The organism is Lactobacillus sp. wkB10 (assembly GCF_000760615.1).
GTDB classification, from domain to species: Bacteria; Bacillota; Bacilli; order Lactobacillales; family Lactobacillaceae; genus Lactobacillus; species Lactobacillus huangpiensis.
The window spans coordinates 78,785-91,763 of record NZ_JRJB01000007.1 but is presented as its reverse complement, the minus strand read 5'-3'; the positions used below and the strand labels follow the sequence as shown (position 1 = coordinate 91,763).

Here is a 12,979-nt window from a genome sequence, read left to right as displayed (position 1 = left end):
CTGCTACTTCCTTTTCTTTACTTTTGCAGGTAAGTATAACCTTAACATGCCCCAACTGAAAACAACTAAGCATCCCATTGCTGCAAACAAGTGTAAATTAATTGGTAAAGTGAATAGCCATGAAACACTAATTACAACCCATTGGGCAAATAGTACTCCTGCTAATGCAGATACTAAATCAAGGCCGCGATTGGAACGCTCAATTGGATAAACACGATACATGATATTATTATCAAATTCGTTAACCATTGGCACCAACTGGTAAATAGTCAAAAAGACTACTAAACATGATAAACATAATGCCCAAACCCAATTTTGTACTAACCATGAGATTAAAACTGCAAATGCAGTCATTCGAAAAACTAAATTGATATTTTCAGGGTTTCTAAGCACTGAACGACGATACAAAAATTTATGCGGATTTTCTGACGATAAATTTTTAGGCAATAAAAAGTCCAAATATTTTCGTCTTTTAATATTAGTCTGTCTTTCTTTAACGTCTGTGAACATACTAAAAACGTTATAAATAATGTTTTTGCGATTTTCTTCCAGCTTTACGGCATATTGCCAATCAAAAAGAGCAGCATGTTGCGGCTTCACAACAAAAATAACGACAGAAACTGCCAGCAAAATTGCGATTAAGATCATGCTTTGCGGTTTAAACATTCCCAAACCAAACAGAAGCAGGAAAAAGATATTTAAAATTAAAATGGAAATTTTTCGGTTAAAATATAAATTATATTCCATAACCTTAAGTTGCAATATTTTGGCCAAAAAAACAGCAAAAACAGCGAAAACATAATTTAAAGGTTCAATCTTTGCCTTAATCGTTGCAAAAGGAAATATAACTCCCGCCATTAAAACCAAGCAAATTGCGGGTACAATTAAACTATAATTTAACATTGGTTTCAAATATGATGATAAATTTTCATCTTCAGGCAGTAAAAATTGTAAATCAGCTGGTTTTAGCAATGTTACCAGTTTTCCTATTAAAAGTGGCAACCATAACAAAATACCAACTAGCGGACGATAATACCACAGACTTTCAGGCATAGTCTTCATTGTCTGTGCATACCAGAACATGAGTGCTCCAAAAAGGAAAATCAGAGCCAAGATAAAGAAATCATTAAAAACCAATACTAGATATTTTAAAGACTGGCGTATATTTTCCTGCAGCCTTTTTTTAGCCAAGTCACGCATTTTGTTGCTCCTGACTTAAAATTTGATAGATTTGGTCAAACGAGTCTGTTTCCTTTAAGTCATAGTGCTTTCGAATTTCAGCCAAAGTGCCAGTAGAAGCAATTTTGCCGTTGTTTAAGACCGCATAACGTGAAACTGCCTGAACACTGTTAGCCAAAATATGTGTTGACATCAATACCATTTTGCCCTGACCAGCAGCACTTTTGATTAATTGTACTAGATTGGCCACTGCCAAAGGATCTAGTCCGGTGAAAGGCTCGTCAATTACAAGCAGTTCTGTATTTGCTAAAAAAGCCGTCACGATCATTACTTTTTGCTTCATACCCTTAGAAAAGTGAATTGGCAACCAATCGAGCTTGTCATCAAGCCTAAACATCTGCAGCAACTCATGGGCTTTTGCCCATGCCTGCTTTTCATTCAGCTGATAGCTGAGAATCGTTAATTGCAGATGTTCCTTCAAAGTCAATTCTGAATATAAAACTGGCGTCTCTGGAATATATGCGACTTGTCTTTTAAATTTAGTAGGTTGTGCCGCTAAATCAATGCCATTTAGAGTAATTTTTCCTTTTTGTGGTCGTAACAATCCCAAGATATGTTTAATTGTTGTCGATTTGCCTGCACCATTTAGTCCAATTAGCCCTAAAACTTCGCCTGGAGTGATCTCCAGATTAATATCTTTAATTACCGGTACACCTGTGTAGCCACCGGTCAGATGCTCAATTTTTAAAGTCATAATTCCTATCTTTCTTTTAATGAATTTACTCATTTAATATGATAGCATGATATTAAAAGAAACTAAATTTTGAAATGAAGAGGTTTTAAAATGGAAGAATTAGATAAAGATTGCTTATTTTGTAAAATTATCAAAGGTGAAGCAAACAGCTACACTGTTTTCGAAAATGATGACGTCAAAGCCTTTTTAGACTTATCTCAAGTCAACCCAGGTCACACTTTAATGGTACCTAAAAAACACATCACTAACTTTTTTGATTATACACCTGAAGACGCTCAGAGATATCTACAATATATTCCAACAATTGCTAATGCAATTAAGAAATTTGACCCTAGAATCACTGGTATGAACATCAGTAGCAATAATGGTGCAAGTGCAAGCCAAGTTGTAATGCATTCACATATTCATTTTGTTCCACGCTTTGAAGGAGACGGATTAAAGATCGCTACTCGCAATAACGCCGAAAAATATACTGAAGAAGATTACCAAAAAATAGCTGCTGCAATTAGAGCTGAGTTCTAAGGTGACATGATGAAACATTTTAGTTTAGGTCTAGCAGTAGGTGCTGGTTTTGGGGTTGTTCTTTCACTATTTAAAGATAAAAAAGGTAATCGTTTATTTCCATCAGCGCAAAAACAAATTAAATCAGTGAAGGAAGACTTTACTGATCTTTCCACATCTAGCAAAAAATTAAAGATTGCCAAGCAAGAATTAAAAGAGTCTTTGCCACAAGCTAAAAAAGCAATTTCTGAATTAGAAAAAGAAACGGAATATTATCAGATAGGCATTAGCCGGATTATCGCCAAGCTAAAAGCCAAAACTACAAAAATTAATAGTAAAATTGATAATGGAACAGATAGTTCTAAAAATTAGTAAAGAAACTGCGAATTTTTGGCAAAAAACTTAAAAATAAAAACTAGATTTGTCACTTTATGTTATATTAGTTGTCGGTGACTTAATTTATTAAGGATGTGGAGAATTTATTTTATGAAAAAATATATTAGAAAAGCAGCAGCTGTTATTGCCGTAGCAAGTATGGCTTTATCGACAGCAGCCTGTTCCAATGGTGGTAAAACCGTTGCTTCATACAAAGGCGGTAAGATTACTCAACAAGAATACTATGATGAAATGAAAAAGTCTCAGTCAGGTAAATCTGCCTTGGCAAATATGATTATCAATCGTGTTTTAGAGCAACAGTATGGCAACAAGGTTTCAAAAAAGCAAGTTGATAAACAGTATAACAACTACAAAAAACAGTACGGCAGTCAATTTGATGCCGTTTTGCAACAAAATGGCATGACTGCTTCAAGCTTCAAGCAAAACTTGAAAACAAACTTGCTTACTGAAGTTGCCTTAAAAGACATCAAGAAGATTTCAAAGAGTCAAGAAGAAAAAGCTTGGAAAGCATATCAACCTAAGGTTAAAGTGCAACATATTTTAGTTTCCAAAAAATCTAAAGCTGAAGAAATTACTAATGAATTAAAGAATGGTAAAAGCTTTAAGAGTTTAGTAAAGAAATATTCTTTAGATACTGGAACTAAGAATAATGAAGGAAAACTGCCAGCTTTTGATTCTACCGATTCAAGTTTGGATCCTGCGTTTAAGAAAGCCGCTTTTAAATTAAAGACCGGTGAAACTACAAAGAGTCCAATTAAATCTCAATCAGGTTATCACGTAATCAGAATGATTAAGCACCCTGCTAAAGGATCCTTTGCTTCACACAAAAAAGAGATTGATGACCAGATATATCAGACAATGTCACAGGATCAACAAACTATGCACGATGTACTAGCTAAGGTTATTAAAAAAGCTGGAGTTGACATAAAAGATAAAGATCTAAAAGATGTTTTAGCTTCTTACGTTTCTACTTCAACTAGTAAAAAATAATAGATATTAAAAAGAGTTCAAGCAAGCTTGAACTCTTTTTTTATTCTAATTTATGAGCTTTTCCTAATGATTCATCTATTTTGGGTCTATAAAATTTTCGACCACCTTGACTCATTATATTATCTGTAAAGTCTCCTGGACGAGTGTGCTGTAGAGCATTAGTAATAGCATAAACAGATGCGTCCAAATCATCAATACGATGCAATAATTCTGCTTCAAGCAAAGCAGGTAACTTAGGTGAACCATACTCAAATTTACCATGGTGAGATAAAACCATGTGCCGTAGCAGCAACAAGTCTTCAGATTCTAAATCAATTTTAAGTTGTTGAGCCGCCAGCATAATTTGTTCATCAATTAAAACCAGATGTCCAATCAAATTACCTTCAGTAGTATATTGGGTCGCTGCTGGGCCGGTTAATTCAAGCACTTTACCCATATCATGAAGAATACAGCCGGCATATAACAAAGAACGGTTAACTTGAGAATAATTGTCCGCAAGGCCTTTTGCATCGCGTAGCATTGATACAGTATGGTATGCTAAACCACCACGCACTGCATGGTGGTTACTCTTTCCCGCTGGAAAATCAAAAAAACGTTTATCCCATTTTTTTAATAAGAATCGTACAATTCTGTTCCAAGTAGGATTCAGTATCTCAAAGACATATTGGTTTATCTCTTCTTTCATATCAGCAATTTTTTCGGGAGCTGATTTAATAAATTGCCTGAGGTCATAACCTTCCTCTGGACCAACAACACGCAAGCTGTAAATCTTTATTTGTGGCTGACCCTGATATTCTTCGCGCTTACCATCAAGCTCAACAATAGTCCCTGCATTAAATGTTGCAGCATCTTGATCATTTGCATCCCAAAAGTTGCCACGAATTTCACCAGAAGAGTCACTAAATGACATTGCTAAATATAGTTTGCCCTTTTTTGTATGTCTTAATTGAGAATTCTTAATCAGTACAACCAACTCTAGTTCTTCGCCATCATTATAATCCAGCAAACGTTTATACATTTTTAGTTCCTCTCTTAAAAGTTAGCGGTTGTATTTGCAATTTATCAACTAGACTTGTTTGTGCAGTAAAAATTAATACCTGATTGCTTCCAGCAATAGCTTGAAGCAGCTTTTCAATTTCATCAACTCTTTGATCATCAAAGTTAACAAAAGAATCGTCTATTAATATAGGTAAATTTATTTCATCTTGTATCTGTTGAACAAAAGCCAGTTTTAAAGCAAAATATAATTGTTCAGAAGTTCCTCTAGAAAGATATTGCACTTCTATCTTTTTACCATCAAAACGAGTAACCGTTATTTTTTTACCAAATTCAATATTATTATACCGATTATTCGTTAATAGTCGCAAATATTCTTTTGCAGTAACCAACATTTTAGGAAATCGTTCATTCGATGCCAGATCAAGAGCTCGACCAATCCATTTAGCTGTAAATAAGTTAGCCAGATATTCAATACTCAAATTTTTTAATTTTGCTTTTAAATTAGCCAGTTTTTGTTTTTCTTCGAAAACAGCTGTGGAGTTTGCTAAATTTTCCATTTTTACTTTTATTTCAGCTGTTTTTTCTTGTAAATGATTAATATTTTCATGAACAGAAGAGATCTTTAACCTTAAATTTTCGAAATCATTTTGATTTTGGGTTTTATTTTTTGCATAACTTTTCAACTCACTTAAATCATTCTGCAAATTTGACTTAAGAGCATCAATTTGGTTTTGTATCTTATCCTGTTTTAACTTTTGCTTTTGGACTTGCTCATATTCAGCTAAACTCGAAACTTGCGCTTTTGCTAAGATCATTTTTAGTTTAGTGGTAATTTCATTGAGTTCATCTTTATTTTCAGCCAAACTATTTTTTAAACTAGTTTGCTTTTCACGGCGCAATTTCTCTAAATTTATTTTCTCAGTTAGTTGGTCTAATGCATTCAATACATCTTCAAAAGTACTTACAGTTTGATTCAGTTCATCACCTAATTGGACTGCTATCGGTGTGACTAATCCTATTAACTCATTTTTTCGCTGATTATTTCTTTTTAAGTTTTGAATTAATACTTGATATTGTCTCCACTCATTAATTAAATTATTTATATCTAAATTGATTGGATTAATACCATACCGTTTTTCAAAAGACTGCCTTTGTTGCCTTATTTTTTCGTTCTGTTCTGCAGCAGTTTCTACTGTTTTTTGTGTTTGTTTTTGCCGATAAGAACCAAATACTATTAATGCCAGTCCAACACCGCTAGCTAAAAAGCCAAAAACTCGTGCAATAAACAATAAAATTAAACCGACAACAAAAATAATGCCACCAAAAAGAAGAAATTGCTTAGAATTATCACTCATACTCTGCTCAATCTTCAATTCCTTTTGAGGCAACTTTTGATAATCTTCTTGCAACTTAATTATTTGCTCTTGATTCATTTTCACAATTTTATTTAAATTTGAATCGAGTGCAATAAGTTGATTTTGCTCATCTTTTATTTGTTCATCTTTTTGTAAGCAGTTGCGATATTCTGATTGCCATTGCAATACTTCCGGCTTTTTTTGTAACAGCTTTGAAACTGATGTATTTTCTTCCGGATCATCGGAATATTCATTTAACTTTGCAGTTATTTTTTGTTGCTTTTTATGCAAAGATTCAGCTTGTATAGTTAGAGTTTGAGCTGACTGAAATTGCTTTGAATCAAAATTAATTGTTCTAACTTGATTTTGCAAATCTTGCAGTTTTTCGTAACTCGGAAAAAGTTTTTGAATCTTATCTAAACTGTCATACTCTTTTTGTAATTCAAGTTCTTTTTGCTCTTCTTGATGTTGCAAACCTTTTTGCTTCTTAAAATTGTCATTGAGTTCTTGGTAAACCGAAAATTCATTTTCAGAGTTACTGACTTCATTTTCTTGTTCTTTAATTTCTAACAACAATTGGTTAATAGGCGGCTTTCTACCAGTCTTTTTGAACAAGGCGTCAGCACTTTTAGCAAAATCGTCACGTAAAGTTATCAGACTGTCGCTATTAGCCGCACCCAAATAATAGATACGTTCCATTAAGTCTTTCTGCTTAATCTGATCAACTTTTGCCAGCATATCCTGATTAAAAATAAAACTGTCAGTATAAAATTTACCATCAATATTTTTAATTTGATCAAAAAAAACACTTTCTGGTATAACCTGATTGTCACATTTAACAGTCAGAGTGCCAGCTTTTGACCCTTTACCCTTTGCGTAAAGTCTTTCCAACTGATAATGCTGACCATTTTCATTTTCAAAAAATAAAGACCCACCCATTGGGCTAACTTGTGCCAAAGGAGTATAGTTCTCAAAAAATTCTGAACCCTGATTGGCAAGGTGGAAACCAAATAAAATCTGCTTAATGAAGGCAACGACGGTACTCTTTCCCGCTTCATTTACCCCATAAAAAACATCAATATTTGAATTTGATAAGTCAAAAGTAAAGTTTGAAAATTGACCAAAATTAACTATTTGAATTCTAACTAATTTCATCATTAGCTCCTTTCAATTTACTATTCAACTTAACTTCAGCGAGTTGCTTCACTTCCTGGGCGAATTCAGGGTCTTGGGCTAAAGTATCAGTATAATCAGATTTTAAAGCCCAAATTTTGCTTATTTGAGCAAATTGATCAGAACTAAAGACTTCTTTTTCAGCCTGTTTAAAGTACTTTTGATCATTAGAGGCAATTTCTAAATTATCCCCATTAATAAACCTCACATCTACCAATTGTGAATCGTGAGCCAGTTTTCTGGAAATCATTTGCCAAAAATCACTGTCTTGAACCAATTCTTTTTCTTTTTCATTCAAAAAATCAGCACCCTTAATTTGCAGACAAAAATAAGTTGTTGATATTGCGGACAAACAATTAATAACTAAATTTTCCAGATCTGTTTTTGTCATTGGTTGTGTTAATTCAATTTCTCTTTTACTCCATGTAATAGAATTAGTCTGCACAAAATGAATCTTAGTATGTTTTGTTTGCTCATCAATTGTTCCTAAATAGCAACCTTTTGGACCGGTTTCATTAATATGACGCCCTTGGATGTTTCCCGGGTATACAATTAAAGGAGTTTCGGACAAGACTTGTCTTAAATGAATATGACCCAATGCAAAATAATTGTAATTAAGATTTTGTAACTCACTCAAACTAAAAGGAGCATAAACATTTTGTGAACTTGTACCAGCTCTTTCCTGTGCGTGCATAATGCCAAAAGTATAACGATTGCTTTTAGCAGGAAATTGCGCCGTCATATCATCATTAATGTGATTGGCCAAATATGAAAAACCGCTCACGTCATACTCAAAACCATTTTTTGTTTTATAAGAGACAGTTTCTACTTTTTCACCATTACCCAATAATTTGAAATAAGGACTTTCAGCGACCAATAAGTCTTCCTTTGCCATATGATCATGATTACCAAAAATCATAATTACCTGAATCTGCGCATTGACTAGTCGCTCAATTTCATGGGCGAAAAAAATTTGTACACTGGGAGTTGGCTTGAAACTATCAAAAGTATCCCCAGCAATTAATACTAAGTCAACCTTTTCTTTCAGAGCCAGATCTACAATTTTAGTTAAAGATTGCATTGGAGCATTTTGAATCTGCTTAAAGCTCTCAGATGGTAAAAAAGATAGCCCCAAAAATGGACTATCTAAATGTGCGTCAGCAAAATGGATAAATTTCATTATTATTTATTCCTAAGACCATCATAAAGGTCATTAATTGGCTTAGTAATTGCTTTTTGAACGTCGTCAATTGTTTTATACATACTTTGTTCAGCCTGCAAGAGTTTTAATATTTGTGCATCTTTTTGCACTTTTTCATTTAATTTTTTATAATCCTCTTCGAGATCCTTAGGAAAATCTCTTCCCTCAGACTGTGAATTAATAATTTTTGTTTGCATCTCATCCATCTGTTTGAACAAAGCAGCACTTTCCTCATTGCTTTTAACAGCAGCAACAGCCTCACTTAAAGCTTTAAATTCGTCAAGCTTTTGCAAATCAGTTGCTACTTGATTTGCTGAATCATAAATATTAATCATATTTTTCCTCCTAATTAATGACCTAAAAGTCCTTTAATGTCATTATACCATTCATTAATTTTTTCTCCTGCTGAACCTAAGCCTTTTTCGATTTTATCACCAAAGCCCTTTGTCCAATCAGAACCAGCACCGTTATTTTGAATAATTTGCTTTGGCGCTTGTTCTTTAAATTGATTTTGAGCAGTATATGGCAAGATTGCTTCCATTTCAGCTTTATATAGCCTAGTAATACCAGTTTCTGAAACACCATGCATAAAGTGCTGCTGATTAGTACGGTCAAAGCCAACCCAAGTAGCTACCACAACGTCAGGTGTATAACCAACGATCCACTGATCTTTAGTACCAAAGCCATAAGAGTTTGGTACTTCAGTTGACCCAGTTTTTCCTGCAACCCGATAACCGGCTGGTTGAGCCGATGTTCCAGTTCCGCCTGCAAAAACTCCCAATAACATGGTGGTCATTTCTTTAGCGGTATTTTCCGAGATAATGCGGTGTGTGCCTGTATCATGATTTTCAGCAATCACATTCCCACTAGCATCAGTAATCTTAGTGATGAAATAAGAATTATTAGGCAAATTTCCCTTATTGGCAAAAGCTGAATATGCTCGAGCCATTTGGATTGGTGAAACACCTGTTGATAGCCCACCTAATGCTAAAGCAAGATTTTGGTCTTCTTTTGGTACTTTGATACCAAAATTATTAGCTGATTGAACTCCCTTAGATACTCCAATTCGATCTAATAGCCAAACTGCAGGAACATTTTTACTCTGCGCCAAGGCAGAATACATAGGGATTTTATCAGAATAGCCATTGTCAACGTTATGCGGTTGATAACCATTCTTACCAAAACGCTGCAGTTTGTTAGAAAGCTGTGAATCATAGTGATAACCCTGTTGAAGTGCTGGAGCATAAGAAACTAGCGGCTTAATTGAAGAGCCTGGCTGTCTTTTCATTTGAGTCGCACGGTTATAGCCACGGAAAACATGTTTGCCTCGACCACCTACTACTGCTCTAACTGCACCTGTTGTAGGGTCCATTACCACTGATGCGCCTTGAGGTTTAGTACCATCAGTGGCGTTTTGCGGGAACAGATAACCCTGGTCAAATTTTTGCTGCAGCTGACTTTGATAATTTTGATTAAGAGTTGTATATATCTTCAATCCCTTATTCATTACGTCTTCTTCTTTTAGGCCATAGCGATTAATTGCCTCATCAACTACTGCGTCAAAGAAATAAGGGTAACGATACCCATCTTTATTATGATAAGTATCATGTAAAGTTAAACCAATTTTTTGCTCACTTTTCGCCCTGGAACTTGATAATTTTTTATTATCAACCATTAGATTTAAAATCAGGTTTCTCCGAGACAAAGCATAGGACATATGGTCAATTGGATTATATTTACTTGGATTACGTAAAATACCGGCTAAAGTTGCTCCTTCTCCGATTGTCAACTGACTGGCATTCTTGCCAAAATACTTTTGACTGGCATCTTCAACACCCCATACACCATTGCCAAAATAAGCTTTATTAAGGTACATAGTCAATATGTCTTTTTTAGAATAAACGTGATTTATCTCGACAGCAAAAAAAAGCTCTTCAACTTTACGAGAGAATGTTTGCTTTTGGGTCAACAAAGCATTTTTAGCCAATTGTTGTGTGATAGTCGAACCACCACCAGATATTTGACCACGATTAAGAACCAAGCCTAAAGCAGCTCTGCCCATGCCCTTGATGCTAAAGCCCGGGTTCTTCCAGAAAGTACGATCTTCTGTTGATATAACGGCATTTTTTACATTAGGAGAAATTTTATTATAACCAACATACGTGCCTTTTTGTGAGTATAGTGAACCAGATTTTTGGCTTCTATAATCGTAAATACCAGTTGTAGCTGATAATGATGCCTTTAAATTTGATATGTTTGAAGTTTTAACTTTAACGGTATAATAAGTACAAACCAATAACATCACGGTAAGCAAAATCAAAATGATCCAGCGACCGATAAAAAAACGGTTATCAAAACGGTGCCATAGGCCACCTATCCCGTTTTTCTTTGGTTCATTGTTTTCCATTTTATCTGCTCCTTTAGAAACAACTAAAATTGTACCATATTAAAGGAAATTACCTTTATTTTCAAAAAGATTTAACAAATATTTATGAGCTATTATTTTACCTTTAACTTTCCTAAAAATCTCAATCCGTGTTCTGTAAATGATTTATTACGTCTATTACTGGTTCCCAGAAAATGGCGTCATTTTTTACGCGTTGAACGAAAAGTACAAATTAATGGTAGTTATTATCATTTTAATCAAAAAGTAAAGCCAAATGATAAAGTTGAACTATGGCTCGATCACGTTGAAAGCAAGCAACATATTTATCCAGAAAGTGGTAAAATTCCAGAGATTATTTACGAAAATGACAATCTCTTAATCATAAATAAACCTGCAGGGCAAAAGACGCATCCTAATTCAAATGAAACTAATACAGCTTTGAATGATTGTGCCACCTATTTAGGATTTTCCCCTTTTATTGTACATCGGCTAGACATGTTAACCAGTGGTCTGCTACTGGTTGCCAAAAACCCGGCTGTTGTTCCTATTTTGAATCGCGAATTAACCAGTAAACTTTTTCAACGCGAGTATTTAGCTGTGATTAATGTTAATGAACCGATAGCTAACAGAGGAACAATTGATTTGCCAATCGGCCATGACCCACTTGATCAACGCAAACGCAAAATAATAAGCAATGGTCTAAAGTCAATCACACATTATCAGATTTTAAAGTATTTAGACAACAATACTGCTTTAGTTAGATTAGAACTAGAAACAGGAAGAACACACCAAATTCGGGTTCATTTGGCTGCGATTGACTGCCCAATTGTGGGAGATCCACTGTATAACCCTAACTTTAAAAATGATCAATTTTTGCACCTAACTGCTTACCAAATATCACTACAAAAGCCTTTTACATTAGACAAACTGAAAGTAAAGTTACCGCATAAAAATGTTTTTTTACTGCAAAATTAAAAAGACCGTTTGTCAAATGACCATCGGTCTTCTTTATTTAATTAAAATTTTATAATGTAGTACTTGAAGATTCCAGTCAAGCAATTTTGCTAGTAAATAATAAAACTGTTAACCTATTTATTCAACAAAATTTATTTGCTAGGATTTTTAATAATTTAATCACCCACGAAAGTACCAGCTTCTACTTCACGAATAAAATCTGCTACATGCTTATAGTAAACATCAGGATTATCAACCATGTGATGATGTCCTGCATTTGGTGTAGTAACTAAGCGTGAATTAGGAATTTCATGTTGCATAATCTTTGCAGTCTCTAAAGGCATGGTATCTTCTTCACCAAAAGTCAAAAGGGTTGGCATTTTTATTTGCTTTAAGTACTTTCTAAAATGCCAATCTTTTAATTTACCTGTTACTACGAATTCATTATCACCTTGAAAGGCATGGTAAACAGGCAAACCACCGATACGCTTAATATGATATAGCTTGCATGGCTGTCGCCGATCAAGAAAGTTAATATTTAATATTTGAATATCCTCTTGATAGCGTTTATTGTCATAGTCATTGCTTTCTTCACATTCACGCATAAAGTCAATTTCTGATTGCGGGAAAATTTCTTGTCTACGACGGTTAATTGACTCAATATAGTCATCAGTATCATCAACCATGGAAGAAATAATCGTCCCTTTTAAGTGTTGACCATATTTCACCGCATATTCTTGTGCAAGCAGGCCACCCCAACTTTGTCCAATCAAGTAGCAATTATCAAGACCAAGTTTGGCACGAACTTCATCAACTTCATCAAGGAAGTATTCATAAGTTAAGTATTTGGCTGCAATTTCAGGATTATCATAATCCGGTTGATCTGAATAAAGAGAGCCTAACTGATCATACATAGTAACTTGAACATGTAGTCCCTGCTTTGCTAATTGGTCAGCAGCGTCTTCCCAATATTCATGATTTCCTCCTGGTCCACCGTGAAGAGCTAATAAATGAATATCGCCTTCACCTTGGGTACTTGTCCACAAATGATAGCCATTATCTAAAGTTATAATTTTTGTTCCAGTTCTCAT

General features: G+C 34.4%; 12 protein-coding genes. 4 read left to right on the top strand and 8 right to left on the bottom strand.

The window, feature by feature from the left end; all coding sequences use genetic code 11:
* Positions 1 to 3: 3 nt before the first annotated feature.
* Both LACWKB10_RS06120 and LACWKB10_RS06115 read right to left on the bottom strand, forming a co-directional pair.
* Positions 4 to 1,200 carry an ABC transporter permease gene (locus LACWKB10_RS06120; RefSeq protein ID WP_034980114.1) on the bottom strand — a complete coding sequence of 399 codons (1,197 nt, stop codon included), beginning with the start codon at positions 1,198 to 1,200 and terminating at the stop codon, positions 4 to 6.
* Positions 1,193 to 1,933 carry an ABC transporter ATP-binding protein gene (locus LACWKB10_RS06115; RefSeq protein ID WP_034980112.1) on the bottom strand — a complete coding sequence of 247 codons (741 nt, stop codon included), beginning with the start codon at positions 1,931 to 1,933 and terminating at the stop codon, positions 1,193 to 1,195. The genes LACWKB10_RS06120 and LACWKB10_RS06115 overlap by 8 nt, the downstream gene beginning before the upstream one ends.
* A gap of 90 nt (positions 1,934 to 2,023) precedes the next feature.
* Here LACWKB10_RS06115 and LACWKB10_RS06110 point away from each other — a divergent pair, with 90 nt between their 5' ends.
* The 3 genes from LACWKB10_RS06110 (at position 2,024) to LACWKB10_RS06100 (ending at position 3,820) form a co-directional block, all read left to right on the top strand.
* Entirely contained in the window at positions 2,024 to 2,455 is a 432-nt protein-coding gene (locus LACWKB10_RS06110; protein ID WP_034980109.1) for an HIT family protein, read from the top strand.
* 6 nt (positions 2,456 to 2,461) lie between these two features.
* Positions 2,462 to 2,806 (top strand): hypothetical protein, encoded by a 345-nt coding sequence (locus LACWKB10_RS06105; RefSeq protein WP_152560568.1) that lies wholly within the window; start codon positions 2,462 to 2,464, stop codon positions 2,804 to 2,806.
* Between the two features lie 114 nt (positions 2,807 to 2,920).
* A complete protein-coding gene (locus LACWKB10_RS06100) occupies positions 2,921 to 3,820 on the top strand; it encodes a peptidylprolyl isomerase PrsA (protein ID WP_034980104.1) in 900 nt (299 codons plus the stop codon).
* A 40-nt stretch (positions 3,821 to 3,860) separates the two neighbouring features.
* Here LACWKB10_RS06100 and LACWKB10_RS06095 read toward each other — a convergent pair whose 3' ends face one another.
* From LACWKB10_RS06095 to LACWKB10_RS06075, 5 genes are read right to left on the bottom strand one after another with little or no spacing between them, the layout of a single operon-like run.
* Positions 3,861 to 4,838 (bottom strand): 3'-5' exoribonuclease YhaM family protein, encoded by a 978-nt coding sequence (locus tag LACWKB10_RS06095; RefSeq protein WP_034980102.1) that lies wholly within the window; start codon positions 4,836 to 4,838, stop codon positions 3,861 to 3,863.
* Positions 4,831 to 7,332 carry an AAA family ATPase gene (locus LACWKB10_RS06090; RefSeq protein ID WP_081945350.1) on the bottom strand — a complete coding sequence of 834 codons (2,502 nt, stop codon included), beginning with the start codon at positions 7,330 to 7,332 and terminating at the stop codon, positions 4,831 to 4,833. Before LACWKB10_RS06090 ends, LACWKB10_RS06095 begins: the two co-directional genes overlap by 8 nt.
* Complete coding sequence (locus tag LACWKB10_RS06085; protein ID WP_034980096.1) at positions 7,316 to 8,527, bottom strand: DNA repair exonuclease; 1,212 nt, start codon at positions 8,525 to 8,527, stop codon at positions 7,316 to 7,318. The genes LACWKB10_RS06090 and LACWKB10_RS06085 overlap by 17 nt, the downstream gene beginning before the upstream one ends.
* Before the next feature lie 2 nt (positions 8,528 to 8,529).
* Positions 8,530 to 8,883 (bottom strand): YlbF family regulator, encoded by a 354-nt coding sequence (locus tag LACWKB10_RS06080; RefSeq protein WP_034980093.1) that lies wholly within the window; start codon positions 8,881 to 8,883, stop codon positions 8,530 to 8,532.
* A gap of 14 nt (positions 8,884 to 8,897) precedes the next feature.
* On the bottom strand, positions 8,898 to 10,955 hold the full coding sequence (locus LACWKB10_RS06075) for a PBP1A family penicillin-binding protein (protein ID WP_034980090.1): 2,058 nt from the start codon (positions 10,953 to 10,955) through the stop codon (positions 8,898 to 8,900).
* A gap of 84 nt (positions 10,956 to 11,039) precedes the next feature.
* Between LACWKB10_RS06075 and LACWKB10_RS06070 the strand changes: the two genes are divergently transcribed.
* Positions 11,040 to 11,909 carry an RluA family pseudouridine synthase gene (locus LACWKB10_RS06070; protein WP_034980088.1) on the top strand — a complete coding sequence of 290 codons (870 nt, stop codon included), beginning with the start codon at positions 11,040 to 11,042 and terminating at the stop codon, positions 11,907 to 11,909.
* A 155-nt stretch (positions 11,910 to 12,064) separates the two neighbouring features.
* Here the strand turns inward: LACWKB10_RS06070 and LACWKB10_RS06065 are convergent, their stop codons facing one another.
* Entirely contained in the window at positions 12,065 to 12,979 is a 915-nt protein-coding gene (locus LACWKB10_RS06065) for a proline-specific peptidase family protein (RefSeq protein ID WP_034980086.1), read from the bottom strand.

Excerpts from the sequence above, each read along its gene's own strand:
- LACWKB10_RS06075 (WP_034980090.1), bottom strand. The coding sequence starts at position 10,955 with ATGGAAAACAATGAACCAAAGAAAAACGGGATAGGTGGCCTATGGCAC.
- LACWKB10_RS06065 (WP_034980086.1), bottom strand. The coding sequence starts at position 12,979 with ATGAGAACTGGAACAAAAATTATAACTTTAGATAATGGCTATCATTTG.
- LACWKB10_RS06105 (WP_152560568.1), top strand. The coding sequence starts at position 2,462 with ATGATGAAACATTTTAGTTTAGGTCTAGCAGTAGGTGCTGGTTTTGGG.
- LACWKB10_RS06085 (WP_034980096.1), bottom strand. The coding sequence starts at position 8,527 with ATGAAATTTATCCATTTTGCTGACGCACATTTAGATAGTCCATTTTTG.
- LACWKB10_RS06080 (WP_034980093.1), bottom strand. The coding sequence starts at position 8,883 with ATGATTAATATTTATGATTCAGCAAATCAAGTAGCAACTGATTTGCAA.
- LACWKB10_RS06100 (WP_034980104.1), top strand. The coding sequence starts at position 2,921 with ATGAAAAAATATATTAGAAAAGCAGCAGCTGTTATTGCCGTAGCAAGT.
- LACWKB10_RS06110 (WP_034980109.1), top strand. The coding sequence starts at position 2,024 with ATGGAAGAATTAGATAAAGATTGCTTATTTTGTAAAATTATCAAAGGT.
- LACWKB10_RS06070 (WP_034980088.1), top strand. The coding sequence starts at position 11,040 with ATGAGCTATTATTTTACCTTTAACTTTCCTAAAAATCTCAATCCGTGT.
- LACWKB10_RS06095 (WP_034980102.1), bottom strand. The coding sequence starts at position 4,838 with ATGTATAAACGTTTGCTGGATTATAATGATGGCGAAGAACTAGAGTTG.
- LACWKB10_RS06120 (WP_034980114.1), bottom strand. The coding sequence starts at position 1,200 with ATGCGTGACTTGGCTAAAAAAAGGCTGCAGGAAAATATACGCCAGTCT.
- LACWKB10_RS06115 (WP_034980112.1), bottom strand. The coding sequence starts at position 1,933 with ATGACTTTAAAAATTGAGCATCTGACCGGTGGCTACACAGGTGTACCG.
- LACWKB10_RS06090 (WP_081945350.1), bottom strand. The coding sequence starts at position 7,332 with ATGATGAAATTAGTTAGAATTCAAATAGTTAATTTTGGTCAATTTTCA.